This is a genomic window from Denitrobacterium detoxificans, assembly GCF_001643775.1.
In the GTDB taxonomy this organism is placed as follows: Bacteria; Actinomycetota; Coriobacteriia; order Coriobacteriales; family Eggerthellaceae; genus Denitrobacterium; species Denitrobacterium detoxificans.
Window position 1 is genome coordinate 2,209,797 of record NZ_CP011402.1, and the last position, 13,027, is coordinate 2,222,823.

The window sequence follows — 13,027 nt, forward strand, 5'->3', positions numbered from 1 at the left end:
CGCTCCACGCGCCCGCGTCGAGTAGCGGGCAACGCATTCGACAATGCGTACGCGAACGAACCTCCGTCACCTGTTCACGCTTACAGCTCTGCCGCTCCCGTTTGCACATAGAGCTTCGCGTCGAACGGATCGCCATCGCGCATACGCAGCTTTACGAACGTGGGAACGCAATAGAGCGCAAGATGGCCCTCGCCCTGCGGAATCACCTTGGAAAACGTGGCAGGCAACACGCAACGCCACCGATCGTCGGCAAGGCCCATATCCTCCAACGTGCGCATGTAAGCAGCGCCATCGCCACCCTCCTCGAACAGCTCGCGCGCATGCGTCGCCGAGCCAAAGGGGAACGCAGCCGACACGCCAATCGTCGAACCCACGGATCCGTCGCGCATCAAGTCGAACTGCAATTCGAGACCGAAGGGGGATTCCAAAATGGAACGCACGCAATCTTGCAGCAGCGACCCTGCCGTATAAAAGCCACACGCACACAGGTCATCGACGAGCAACGAGTAGTTTTCTTCATATCGAGCAGCCGTTTTACGGTCGATAAAGCAGTCGACGCGAAGGTGCGCTCCCAGCCGCCCCGGATGAACGCCGGTATACCAAATCTCCCAGCCAGCCGGCAGGGAGTCGGAGAATTCGCGATAGAGGCCATACGCATCCTCGCCCGCCGCAATGTCAAAGAATCGCTTGATGTCGCGCAAAGGACTCCCATTGATGTTCACATGCACTGCCGGATCATTCAAACGACCTCGCGAGATGTCGAACGCCAACGCCAAGCCATTACCGCCTGGCTCCTCATGGGCATACCACCTGAACAATTCGCCGTAGGGGCTCCTCAAGTCGATTTCCTCGTTCTTCAAATCACGCAGTGCCCAATGCGAATATGCCATGTGCAGATCAAAACGGGCTTCGCCCAAAAGCGGTATTTCGAACCAGAGAACGGGCATCTGCTGCGTGTTCGGAGCACGCAAAATCGCTTCCCGCGCGAGCGATGCTCCCGCCGAAGCAGGACATGCATGGGCATCCTTCCCCACGGAGGCTCCCAACAAGGCCTCGGAGCGGATATCGTTCGTCATGAGCGCGTATAGAGCGTCGAACATTTCCACGTTGGTCAACATAGCCAGAGCTCCCCATCTACCGGCAACAAACCCCAACGCCCATTGTACGCAGCGCAGAGCCAGAACGCCCTTGCTGAGAACGTTCCGTAACGAATCGCAATCAAGCAGGAAATGCTTAAGGCAAGAGCCCTGGGGCCGAGCAAGCAGCTCCGCCCGAACGCACGACGCGGGTCGGGCGCGAGGTTCCACCCGGGCAAAAGCGCGCAGTAACAAACCTTAAACAAACCGAATGCGGCCAATAGCTTTCCGCATGCACAAGTATGATGGACAAAGCGATATTATTCTCGCTTACAAGGGGGCAGCATGCTGCAATTCAGTAGACGAGCATTCATTGCTGCAGTAGGGGGAAGCATTGCGGCAGTGACTCTTTCGGGTTGCTCGGACGAAAGCGCCAATCAAAGGCCAACCGAACTATTTGCTTGGGCTCAGCATGAAAAGGATTCCCCTGAATGGGTTTCTTCGCTCTCGCAAGCGCAAGACAAATCAATCAAGCAGCTCTTCGTGGTTGCAGGGATGGGGGAACAGCTAACCACAGCAACTATATCCATGCACGAGCGAGATGAAAACGAAGCCTGGCGCCAAGTGCTCTCAACACCAGGCTACGTGGGACGCGATGGGCTCTGCCCCGATTCGGAGCACGAAGAGGGGGATTTTGCGAAAACGCCTATTGGCGTCTACAAGTTCAACAAGGCCTTTGGCATTGCGGATGACCCTGGCTGCGCAATGGAATACACCAAAATCGATGATGATGCATATTGGTCGGGCGATATGCGTGAGGGCATGCATTACAACGAACTAGTCAGCATTAAAGAGCTCCCCGACTTGAATACGGAAGATAGCGAGCACATCATTGAATACGACTTTCAATACCAATATTGCCTCAACATTAGCTTCAACGAAGAGGGAACCCCAGGAAGAGGTTCTGCCATCTTCCTTCATTGCCTCGACCCTGCAAAACCATACACAGGAGGATGCGTGGCAATACCAGAATACGCGATGATTGAAGTCGTAAAGCGCGTATCACCCGATTGCGTCGTCATTATAGACACGTTTGACAATATGAACGGTAGCTTCTAAAGAAGGCGCAGGGCAATCGGGGACGCCCCGGCCAGCAACAAAACTGATTTGGAAAAGTTATTCCTCTGCAGAGGATGCCTCGCCCGAACGCAAAAGGGGCCGCCCGGCGGCACGAGAGTGCCAGCCGGGCGGCCCCATGGCATGGAAATGCCCCCCATGAGCGCGACGCCCTATCCTCCCACGGACTACACCGCAGTACTTTCGGCGAGGAGGGGCTTAACTGCCGAGTTCGGAATGGGATCGGGTGATCCCCCTCTCCATGGTCGCGCTCATGGGGGGCGTTCCCCCAAATCGCTTATTATGCGATTGTCAGGTGCTGGCGGGAGCCGGCTACCCTGGGTGCCGCATAGCGTTCGGTTGATCTTTGACTAGATATGCGCGATGTGAATAGAAGAGCTCGGGCTATTAGTACCGCTCGCCTGAACGCCTCGCGGCGCTTGCAGCTGCGGCCTATCGACCAGGTAGTCTACCTGGGCCCTTACCGAAAGGAGAACTCATCTTGGAGACGGCTTCCCACTTAGATGCTTTCAGCGGTTATCCGTTCCGGACGTAGCTAGCCGGCCGTGCCGTTGGTCGACAACCGGGACACCAGAGGTCCGTCCACCCCGGTCCTCTCGTACTAGGGGCGGATCTCCTCAATTCTCCTGCGCCCGCGGAGGATAGGGACCGAACTGTCTCACGACGTTCTGAACCCAGCTCGCGTACCGCTTTAAATGGCGAACAGCCATACCCTTGGGACCGACTTCAGCCCCAGGATGCGATGAGCCGACATCGAGGTGCCAAACCTTGCCGTCGATGTGGACTCTTGGGCAAGATCAGCCTGTTATCCCCGGAGTACCTTTTATCCGTTGAGCGACGGCCATTCCACGCTGTGCCGCCGGATCACTAGAACCTGGTTTCCCATCTGCTCGGCTTGTGGGCCTCGCAGTCAAGCCCGCTTGTACTCTTGTGCTCTGCGAACGGTTGCCGACCGTTCTGAGCGGACCTTGCGCACGCCTCCGTTACTCTTTGGGAGGCGACCGCCCCAGTCAAACTACCCACCTGGCACGGTCCTCGCGCCGGATCACGGCCGCGAGTTAGGCCGCCAGTGCGCCGGGGGTGGTATTCCAAGGATGGCTCCACCGGGGCTGGCGCCCCGGCTTCGAAGCCTCCCACCTATCCTCTACGCGCCGCACCAACGGCCAATGCCAAGCTGTAGTAAAGGTTCACGGGGTCTTTCCGTCCTTCCGCGGGTAATTCGCATCTTCACGAATAATACAATTTCACCGGGTCCATGGTTGAGACAGCGCCCAAGTCGTTACGCCATTCGTGCAGGTCGGAACTTACCCGACAAGGAATTTCGCTACCTTAGGACCGTTATAGTTACGGCCGCCGTTTACCGGGGCTTGGCTTCGGTGCTTCGCCTTGCGGCTAACACCTCCGCGTAACCTTCCGGCACCGGGCAGGCGTCAGACCCTATACATCGCCTTGCGGCTTCGCAGAGTCCTGTGTTTTTGATAAACAGTCGCTTGGGCCGTTTCGCTGCGACCCCCATGGGCTTGGGGAGCAAGTCCCTTCACCCTCAGGGGCACTCCTTCTCCCGAAGTTACGGAGTCAGTATGCCGAGTTCCTTAACCATGGTTCTCCCGATCGCCTCGGTATGCTCTACCCGCCCACCTGTGTCGGTTTTGGTACGGGCACCGTGTGCCTGCTTAGGGGTTTTTCCAGGAAGCATGGACTCGGCGGCTTCACCCATTCGCTTCGTCTCGCGTCTCGGGCCCCATGCGTCGCTGGTTTCCATGCGACGCGCCCTACGCGCTTTCACGGGGACGTCCAGAACCCCGCCCGCCTATCCTTCTCCGTCGCCCCATCGTCGTGACGGCAACACGATGGTACGGGAATATCGACCCGTTGTGCATCGGCTACGCCTGCCGGCCTCGCCTTAGCTCCCGACTGACCCTGGGGGGATTAGCCTTCCCCAGGAAACCTTGGGCATACGGCGGCAGAGTTTCTCGCTCTGCTCTCGTTACTCATGCCAGCATTCTCACTTCCGAGAAGTCCACAGGGCGTTACCGCGCCTGCTTCGCCCCTCTCGGAAAGCTCCCCTACCACTAGAAATCTAGTCCGCCGCTTCGGTGCCGTGCTTAGCCCCGTGAATTGTCGGCGCATGTCCACTTGACCAGTGAGCTGTTACGCACTCTTTAAATGCATGGCTGCTTCTAAGCCAACATCCTGGTTGTCTAGGCAAACGCACATCCTTTGCCACTCAGCACGAACTTGGGGACCTTAGCGGGCGGTCTGGGCTGTTTCCCTCTCGAGCACACAGCTTAGCCCACATGCTCTGACTCCCGGACTCTGGTCCGCCGGTATTCGGAGTTTGGTTCCCCTCGGCAGGCGGTGAAGCCCCCTTGGAGATCCAGTGCTCTACCTCCGGTGGATAACGTCCGAGGCTAGCCCTAAAGCTATTTCGGGGAGAACGAGATATCTCCGGGTTTGATTGGCCTTTCACCCCTATCCTCGGGTCATCCCCTCCGTTTTCAACCGAAGTGGGTTCGGCCCTCCACGCGGTCTTACCCGCGCTTCAGCCTGCCCGAGGATAGCTCACCCGGCTTCGCGTCTGCGGCGCGCGACTCATCGCCCGTTTAAAGACTCGCTTTCGCTGCGGCTCGGTTGCTCCTTAACCTCGCCGCGCACCGCAACTCGCTGGCTCATTCTACAAAAGGCACGCCGTCACACCCCGAAGGGGATGCTCCGACTGCTTGTGGGCGCACGGTTTCAGGTACTGTTTCACTCCCCTCTCGGGGTGCTTTTCACCTTTCCCTCACGGTACTGGTTCGCTATCGGTCACAGGAGAGTGCTCAGCCTTGGAGGGTGGTCCCCCCTGATTCGCACCGGGTTTCACGTGTCCGGCGCTACTCGGGTACGGGACTCGCGGGGGATGCTGATTCGGGTACGGGGCGCTCGCCCTCTTCGGCCCGGCTTCCCAGCCGGTTCCCCTTCAACATCCCTTTATGACCGCGCCAGGCGTCTAGGGCCGCCTGGATGTCCCGCCCCACAACACCGCATGCAGCATCGCCCCTGGGCTGTAACGCATGCATGGGTTTGGGCTGGGTCCGCTTTCGCTCGCCGCTACTCGCGGAGTCTCGGTTGATTTCCTTTCCTCGGGGTACTTAGATGTTTCAGTTCCCCCGGTTGCCCCCGTCCGGCCTATGTGTTCGGCCGGCGGTGCGCGGGTATGGACCCGCGCGGGTTGCCCCATTCGGAGATCCGCGGGTCATAGGCCATTTGCGCCTCACCGCGGCTTATCGCAGCTTGTCACGTCCTTCGTCGACTTCCTGTGCCAAGGCATCCACCGTGCGCCCTCGATATCTTCTTTCCATCGTTCGGATAATCTATCCTATGAGATATAAAAAGTATCTCGGGTATTGCATATCTAATCGTATGCGATCGTGATGCGAATCACCCGCTAGCTTTTCCGCATTGAATTGAAAATTCGATTAGGAGAATCTAGTTTGATGATTCGTCAAAATAGAACGCTATGCAGCTCTCAAGGTGCCGGCGGGTCTCCCCGCCTCCGGGGAGGGCCCCGGAAACCGGATGCTGCGATTAGGAATTGTATTTGAATCTCCCTAGAAAGGAGGTGATCCAGCCGCACCTTCCGGTACGGCTACCTTGTTACGACTTCACCCCCCTCACCCTCCACACCTTCGGCCCCTCCCTCACGAGGTTGGGCCGGGGACTTCGGGTGCAGACGACTCGGGTGGTGTGACGGGCGGTGTGTACAAGGCCCGGGAACGTATTCACCGCGGCGTGCTGATCCGCGATTACTAGCAACTCCGGCTTCGAGGAGGCGGGTTGCAGCCTCCTGTCCGAACTGGGGCCGGCTTTGGGGGATTCGCTCGACCTCGCGGTCTGGCAGCCCTCTGTACCGGCCATTGTAGCACGTGTGCGGCCCAGGGCATAAGGGGCATGATGACTTGACGTCGTCCCCACCTTCCTCCGGCTTGACGCCGGCAGTCCCCCATGAGTCCCCAACCTAATGCTGGCAACATGGGGCAGGGGTTGCGCTCGTTGCGGGACTTAACCCAACATCTCACGACACGAGCTGACGACAGCCATGCACCACCTGCGCGGGCTCCTCTCGGCCACCGGGTTTCCCCGGCTTCACCCGCATGTCAAGCCCTGGTAAGGTTCTTCGCGTTGCTTCGAATTAAGCCACATGCTCCGCTGCTTGTGCGGGCCCCCGTCAATTCCTTTGAGTTTTAGCCTTGCGGCCGTACTCCCCAGGCGGGGCACTTAATGCGTTAGCTGCGGCGCGGAGGAAAGGCTCCCCCACACCTAGTGCCCATCGTTTACGGCCGGGACTACCAGGGTATCTAATCCTGTTCGCTCCCCCGGCTTTCGCACCTCAGCGTCAGTCGCGGCCCAGAAGACTGCCTTCGCCATCGGTGTTCTTCCCAATATCTGCGCATTTCACCGCTACACTGGGAATTCCGTCTTCCTCTACCGAACTCGAGCCGGCCAGTTCGGGATCCGGCCGGAGGTTGAGCCCCCGGATTTGAGATCCCGCTTGGCCAGCCGCCTACGCGCGCTTTACGCCCAATGAATCCGGATAACGCTCGCTCCCTACGTATTACCGCGGCTGCTGGCACGTAGTTAGCCGGAGCTTCTTCTGCAGGTACCGTCATGTTTCTTCCCTGCTGAAAGCGGTTTACAACCCTAGGGCCTTCATCCCGCACGCGGCGTTGCTGCGTCAGGGTTTCCCCCATTGCGCAAAATTCCCCACTGCTGCCTCCCGTAGGAGTCTGGGCCGTATCTCAGTCCCAATGTGGCCGATCGACCTCTCAGTCCGGCTACCCATCGCGGGCACGGTGGGCCGTTACCCCGCCGTCTACCTAATGGGCCGCGACCCCATCCCCCGCCGCCTGGGCTTTCCCGGCCCCTCCATGCGGAGGGCCCGGAGTATTGGGTATTAGCCGGGCTTTCGCCCGGTTATCCCCATGCGGGGGGAAGGTTGGTCACGTGTTACTCACCCGTTCGCCACTCTATGACCGCCCGAAGGCGGGTTATTCGTTCGACTTGCATGTGTTAGGCACGCCGCCAGCGTTCATCCTGAGCCAGGATCAAACTCTCCGTTGAAATGCAGCGGGGTTCGAGAACCCCGCGTCAAGTCTCCGTGTGAGTCGGATCTTGTATGTGCGAATCCTGATGGATTCAAAAAGTTAAGAATTGAATTCGAGCTCGCCTCCCCGTTGGAGGCGAACATGCTCGCTAGCTTGATTCTTCCTATCGCAGTATCCGGTTTTCAAGGTCCTCCGGCGGCTTCCGCCGCCGCCGTTCCGAACTTGCTCCGTTCGAAGCGGCGAAGAATTACTTTACGCTAACCAGTGGGGCGTGTCAAGAACTTTTTTCGAAAAAATTTTTCGAGCTGAGCTCCTGGCTCGCCGCCGCCGGACGGACCCTCTGGGCCCTCGGAAGCAACTCCCCGCTGCAAATGCAGCTTGTGCATAGTACCTCCCCCGTGGGTGCCGTTCAAGCGTATTCGGAAGGCTTCACAAACCACCCACAGACAGGCCGATTTACACGTGAAAAGGCCTGCTAGGGAGCCGTATGACCGATTCTAGCGCACACATTCCGTCCATTTCTGGCCTTCCTACGCCATGCCCTTGAATGTACGTCGTAGGCCTATCGAACATCTGTCCGCATTCTTGGACAGCCCCTTCGCTTTGTCCGCGTAGTCTAAAGGCATCATCCGCCCCATAGCAAAGGAGGTAGGAGTGAACAGCAATGAAAACACCCTCAATACTGCCGTGCAAGAACTTACCGACTACCTCACGCAAGATAGTCGGGCGCGGTACCTGGCCGACGTTCTCTGCGCCTGGGATCACGAACTCTGCGACTGGCTCCCTGGCGCGTCGATCGTCATTCGCACCGAGCTACGTGACATCACGCTTTGGTGGCCCGACGGCATTCATCTAGAAGTAAGCACGGAACCCGTGTGCGATTACCAGCAGGCCCCCGCCGCGCATCTGCGCTGGAAACAATACGTGGGCTTGAAATCGTTCATTGGCTCGAGCATCGTCAGCTTCACGCTGGATACGCTAGGCGAACAGGACGCGCTCTGGGTACTGTTTCAGAATGGCCGCAGCGCGCGCATTTCCCCGCAGGGCGTCATGACGCTTACGTCTTTGGCGTATCCCGCTTCCGCATAGAGCCCGGTAGCCCCGCGCAGTCCATACGGCTGCGCGGGGCGCATACTTATATATATGATCGGCTCCCACTTCGGAAGATGCCCTCAATTTGAGCCAGCCCAAACGGGCACCCGCCCTTAGCTCTTAGCCCGACCAATATAGAAGAGCGCGCCCGATTAATCGAGCGCGCTCTTGGGGGCTTTGCCGGCCTACGGCAATGCGCCGTCCACCAGCGCCGCCCCTTTAACTTAGTTAATGTCGATGTAACTTGCCGAAATGGAAGGCACCGTTGACGCTGCGCCAAGCACCGTCGTATAGGTATAAAGACCCGTCGACATGCCATACACCGTTACAACATCATCCTCAAGCACGCGCGTGCTCACCGCCGAAGACGAGGCGGAAACCAGAACGATATCATCCCAGATGCCATATGAACCCTCCGTTACGTGCATGAGATACACCGTGCCATTCTTGCTTTCCTGAACCTGGAATACCTTGCCCGTAATGGCAATGTCCTTCGCCAGCCAATCTGCTTCGTACCGTGCGAGATCCTCGTATTCGACCCAGGTACACACTTCCTTGTATTGCTCGGGAGTAAGCGTGGTGCAAGCGATCTCGAGCGGACAGCTTTTTCCGTCGGCCGTGATGGTGAACGTGGATGTTTCGCCCGCAACAAGCGCTGCAGGATTGTCGACCACGTAGTCGTTGATGGTCTTCGTAGAGTTGTCGGAGTACGTTCCCGTTACCACCAGGCCCGAAGCACCCTGCTTGATCATCGTGCCCGCCTCGGTCGAGCCTGTGTACTTGGCCTCGATAGCGGTAAGCGTGGGCGCAGGGGCGGAAGCTGCAGGAGCTGACGAATCGCTAGAACCCGAGCCGCCTTCCGTTGCACTTGCTTGAGGAGTATCGCTTTGCGAATACGTGCCGGACCCCGACTGGCTGCCCAGGCTTCCCAGCGACGCAAGTATTACAAGCGCCGCAACAACGGTAAGCGCAATGCGCGCGGGCGTGCTCTTGGGCCTGCCGAAGACCCACATAAGAGGGATGCCCGCCACGGGGCACACAATAGTCAGCAGCACGAGAAACCACGTGCGTCGATAGAATGGCTCCTTCACCGGAGTAATAGGTACAGCGTACGCCGAAGGCATGGCCGGAGCATACGCCGCAGCTCCCTGCGAAGACGAAGCAGCGCCCGAGGCCATAGACCCCTGCGGGCTCGGTACGGCGCTCGACGCCGCAACAGATTGCGGGCCCGAAGCAGCGCCCGAGGCTGAAGCTGTCGGCTGCGCAGGCGATGCGCCCGCCTGCCCCGACGTTTGCGAAGTGAACTCTGATTCTGGTTGTCCCTGGTTTTCCATTTCTATCCTTCCCCCTACATATACGAATGAGCGCACGCATGCGCCAGGGCGACGCCTTTACGTACAGCTGTCAATGTAAGGAAATACGGTAGGGCAGGTGTACATTATTTGGGACAGAGCCAGATCGCAAGGAACGGCATTCCGCCATCGACACAAGACAGGCGGCCGCGAAGCCAAAAGACATCGCGGCCGCCTGACGAGATTGCGAGCAACCAGAGTAAAAGCCTAATCGCCGTCGTCCGAAGGCTCACGAACGTCCTGCGGGACCGAGGGAGAGCTACCGCCCGGCATCGCAGACGTACCAACAACCTGCGAAACCGTAGGGACTCCAGCAGCCTGCGGAGCTACGGGAGCGCCTACGACCTGCGGAGCCGTGGAGGCACCTGCGGCCTGCGAATTCGCAACGTCGCAAGCAGCTCGCGGAGGTTCAGGGACATAACCACGGCCCGCCTGCTTGCGAGCGGCTTTCGCCTGCAGCCTAGCGCTCACGCGTGCATTGAACGCCGCAGCGCCGTCGCCCTTCGAAGAGAACCAATGGCCTTTCTTGCCAAGGTAGATCACAGCCGCGGCAAACACGGCGTCCGTAACCATACCAACGACAAGCGAGGCGACATCCACCTGACTCGTCTGCGCCTGAAGGCCGAATCCCATCGAATAGAACGCAATGTAGTTGTTAACGATATGCGCGGCACTCGAAGCCTCGAGGCCCTTCGTCTGCCAAGCGACAATGCCCCAAATAATGCCACCCGCAAAGATGAGAACGACCCCGATGTCGTTGTAGGGATGCCCCGCCGCAAACACCACGGCCGAAACGATAATGCCCACTACAGGCAGCTTGAACCATGAGCCAAACGTCTGCAGGAAGAAGCCGCGAAAAACATACTCCTCGGCAATGCACTGAAGGGGCAGTAGTACCGTGCACACGATAAAGCCCACCACCGTAAACTGGATCACATGATCGGGCTCGGGGGCATCGGAGGGAATAAAAGCACCCACGAACGTGCTGATGCCCATCACGACCACGGCCACAATAAGGCATTTCGCAAACGCACCCCAGTTCCAGCCGCCACGCGAAGACGTATACGAAGAGTACGGACGATCGCGAACGATAAGCGCCGCAAGCGCAATCGAGGGCAGCATAACAGCAATCGAGCCGAACTCGGCAAACGCACCTGGCCCCGAAAATGCATCCATGCCATCGTAACCCGCAGTCATACTCTCGAGCAGGGACAAATCGCCCTGCCAAATGACGGCCGCAAGGATAATAACGACCTGGAAAACGGTCATGAATACAAAGGCAAGCGCAAACACCAATATGGGTTTGTACCACTTGTACGACAGGAACTGCCTTGGAAAGGTCGCGTACTCGTAAACAGGCTTTTCCTGAGATTCAAACGTCATTCTCTACCCCGCTCAGCACAACCGCGCAACGTTACGCGGCGGCTCATCTTGCCCCATCGAATCGCAATGAGACACCCAACTGACCGTTATTGCAAAGCATATAACGCATCTATCAGGATAGATGCAGCATCGGGCATTTGGGAGACATTTGTTACTCAACACAAAATGGCTACGACGCAAGTGCGAGCGGCGCAAAAAAAAGCCCATGCGGTTATACGCATGGGCTAGAGGCGAAGATGAAGCGCGTGAAGCTTACGCGTTCTGCTGCAGGGCCTGGTCGATGGCCTGGGCCAACTGGTCGGGGCACGAGGTGGGACGCGGACCGCACTGAATGCCGCGCAATGTCTCGGCGACTTCCGTAGCGGGGCGGCCAATGGCAAGACGCGCCACGCCCTGCGTATTGCCCGAGCAGCCCTTTACGAACTGCACGTCACGCACAATGCCCTCGTCGTCGATCTTCACGTGAATCATGCGCGAACACGTACCGCGCGTCACGAAATCCTTTTCAATCATGTCGTCTCCTTGTCGTTTCTCGTCTTGTTCGAACGCAGTATACGGGAGAGGAATGAGCTTTATGTGCTCAACTTCCAACGACTAGAAAACGCACTCGACATAAAACGAGCGACGAGGCCGCACCCCGCCGCTCGCTGATTGCACGATGTCTCGCCGCTCTACGCCAGAGCCGCACCTGCTGCCTTGCAGGCGGTTTCAGCCTCGTCGCCGGGATAGTCCTTCGCGATAACGGAATCGACCACGTTCACGCCGTTGCCCTCGGCACGCTCGCGCCACAGGTCCATCCACTCGCCATCATTCCAGTCGTAGCTGCCGAACAGCACAACCTTCTTGCTGTCGAGCGAAGGCTCGACTTCGTCATACATGGGCTCGAATTCCGTATCCTCCAGCTCTTCGTCCCCCATGGCGGGGCAGCCAAATGCCACCGCATCATATTCGGCGAGCTTCGTAGAATCGAAATCGGAAGCCTGGATGACGTCGACTTCCGCACCGGCATCCTTGGCGCCTTCGGCCACCAGATTTGCCATGGCCTCGGTATTGCCCGTGCCACTCCAGAACACTACTGCTACTTTGCTCATGAAAATCTCCTTCCGTTGGGGATTATGGAAAACACTACCGGTCACGACGCCGCTTCGAGCTGCGCAAGGTAATGCAGGGGCGCGCCCTGCTCGTGCAGCTGGTCCATCATGCGCACGCACCGCCGATAGGCCTCGAAGCACGCCTGCGCAGAGCAGGCATCGCCGTACGCCTTCCAGCAACCCATGCACAGACATTCCGAACCGCCTTCGATGAAGGCGATAACGTCCTCGGGCGGGTAGCCCAGGAAAAAGCCAACCTCATGGGGAAACGCCCTACTGCGCTCGGCACCCGCAAGCACATCGCTCGCCCGCACGCGACGCGCAAGTTCGGCGATACACGCATCAAGTGAATCCACGTTGTAGCCAAGCGACCGCAGGTACGCGCTCGCGCGCGAGTTTGCAAACGCACGAGCAACCAATTCCGGACGGAACACCAGCACAAGCGCATTCCCCGGACGCACGGCAAGCACGCGAATGCTCACACCGCCCGACCCCAGCTGCTCACGCGCCGAGCGTAACGCCGAGGCAAACCCTTCGCGCACGATACGGCTTGCGCGCTCCTGCGCGCAAGCATTACCACTGCGTGCATCCATGAAGTGCACGGTGAATAGGTTTGCGGGCTTCAGGGCAGCCAACGTGGGAGCGCAATTGTGGACGATCTTCTTCGCCAGTTTCGCGTTCGTGTTTTCGCTACCCATTCGACCTCGATTCGCTACGGTTAGCCATTCCTAACTTGTGCGGATGTTAGTCGAACCTAACTGGTGTTGCAAGCCGTTTCCCAAAAATCCCGTGAACGGAGCAAAAGAGCGTTC

At 58.6% G+C, this 13,027-nt stretch carries 8 protein-coding genes and 3 rRNA genes; 2 read left to right on the top strand and 9 right to left on the bottom strand.

Annotated elements, in window-relative coordinates; translation table 11 throughout:
- Positions 1-80: 80 nt before the first annotated feature.
- On the bottom strand, positions 81-1,118 hold the full coding sequence (locus tag AAY81_RS08985) for a hypothetical protein (RefSeq protein ID WP_066664170.1): 1,038 nt from the start codon (positions 1,116-1,118) through the stop codon (positions 81-83).
- A 303-nt stretch (positions 1,119-1,421) separates the two neighbouring features.
- Between AAY81_RS08985 and AAY81_RS08990 the strand changes: the two genes are divergently transcribed.
- A complete protein-coding gene (locus AAY81_RS08990; RefSeq protein ID WP_143117320.1) occupies positions 1,422-2,195 on the top strand; it encodes a L,D-transpeptidase family protein in 774 nt (257 codons plus the stop codon).
- Between the two features lie 157 nt (positions 2,196-2,352).
- Here AAY81_RS08990 and rrf read toward each other — a convergent pair.
- From rrf to AAY81_RS09005, 3 genes are all read right to left on the bottom strand, one after another.
- Positions 2,353-2,466 (bottom strand): 5S ribosomal RNA (gene rrf / locus AAY81_RS08995).
- A gap of 114 nt (positions 2,467-2,580) precedes the next feature.
- A 23S ribosomal RNA gene (locus AAY81_RS09000) occupies positions 2,581-5,550 on the bottom strand.
- 257 nt (positions 5,551-5,807) lie between these two features.
- Positions 5,808-7,313, bottom strand: a 16S ribosomal RNA gene (locus AAY81_RS09005).
- Together the 16S, 23S and 5S rRNA genes form the textbook arrangement of a ribosomal RNA operon.
- Positions 7,314-7,951: 638 nt before the next feature.
- Between AAY81_RS09005 and AAY81_RS09010 the strand changes: the two genes are divergently transcribed.
- Complete coding sequence (locus tag AAY81_RS09010) at positions 7,952-8,386, top strand: hypothetical protein (RefSeq protein WP_066664173.1); 435 nt, start codon at positions 7,952-7,954, stop codon at positions 8,384-8,386.
- Positions 8,387-8,613: 227 nt separating this feature from the next.
- Here the strand turns inward: AAY81_RS09010 and AAY81_RS09015 are convergent, their stop codons facing one another.
- The 5 genes from AAY81_RS09015 to AAY81_RS09035 form a co-directional block, all read right to left on the bottom strand.
- Positions 8,614-9,723: a hypothetical protein gene (locus AAY81_RS09015; RefSeq protein WP_143117287.1), complete on the bottom strand. Its 1,110-nt coding sequence runs from the start codon at positions 9,721-9,723 to the stop codon at positions 8,614-8,616.
- A 225-nt stretch (positions 9,724-9,948) separates the two neighbouring features.
- Positions 9,949-11,124, bottom strand: a complete 1,176-nt coding sequence (locus tag AAY81_RS09020; protein ID WP_066664178.1) for a CPBP family intramembrane glutamic endopeptidase — start codon at positions 11,122-11,124, stop codon at positions 9,949-9,951.
- A gap of 252 nt (positions 11,125-11,376) precedes the next feature.
- A complete protein-coding gene (locus tag AAY81_RS09025) occupies positions 11,377-11,637 on the bottom strand; it encodes a TIGR03905 family TSCPD domain-containing protein (protein WP_066664181.1) in 261 nt (86 codons plus the stop codon).
- Between the two features lie 158 nt (positions 11,638-11,795).
- Entirely contained in the window at positions 11,796-12,215 is a 420-nt protein-coding gene (locus AAY81_RS09030) for a flavodoxin (protein WP_066664183.1), read from the bottom strand.
- A 41-nt stretch (positions 12,216-12,256) separates the two neighbouring features.
- On the bottom strand, positions 12,257-12,913 hold the full coding sequence (locus tag AAY81_RS09035; RefSeq protein WP_066664185.1) for a DUF3793 family protein: 657 nt from the start codon (positions 12,911-12,913) through the stop codon (positions 12,257-12,259).
- Positions 12,914-13,027 lie beyond the last annotated feature (114 nt).

Coding starts and splice junctions, on each gene's coding strand:
- AAY81_RS08985 (WP_066664170.1), bottom strand. CDS start 1,118: ATGTTGACCAACGTGGAAATGTTCGACGCTCTATACGCGCTCATGACG.
- AAY81_RS08990 (WP_143117320.1), top strand. CDS start 1,422: ATGCTGCAATTCAGTAGACGAGCATTCATTGCTGCAGTAGGGGGAAGC.
- AAY81_RS09015 (WP_143117287.1), bottom strand. CDS start 9,723: ATGGAAAACCAGGGACAACCAGAATCAGAGTTCACTTCGCAAACGTCG.
- AAY81_RS09020 (WP_066664178.1), bottom strand. CDS start 11,124: ATGACGTTTGAATCTCAGGAAAAGCCTGTTTACGAGTACGCGACCTTT.
- AAY81_RS09025 (WP_066664181.1), bottom strand. CDS start 11,637: ATGATTGAAAAGGATTTCGTGACGCGCGGTACGTGTTCGCGCATGATT.
- AAY81_RS09030 (WP_066664183.1), bottom strand. CDS start 12,215: ATGAGCAAAGTAGCAGTAGTGTTCTGGAGTGGCACGGGCAATACCGAG.
- AAY81_RS09035 (WP_066664185.1), bottom strand. CDS start 12,913: ATGGGTAGCGAAAACACGAACGCGAAACTGGCGAAGAAGATCGTCCAC.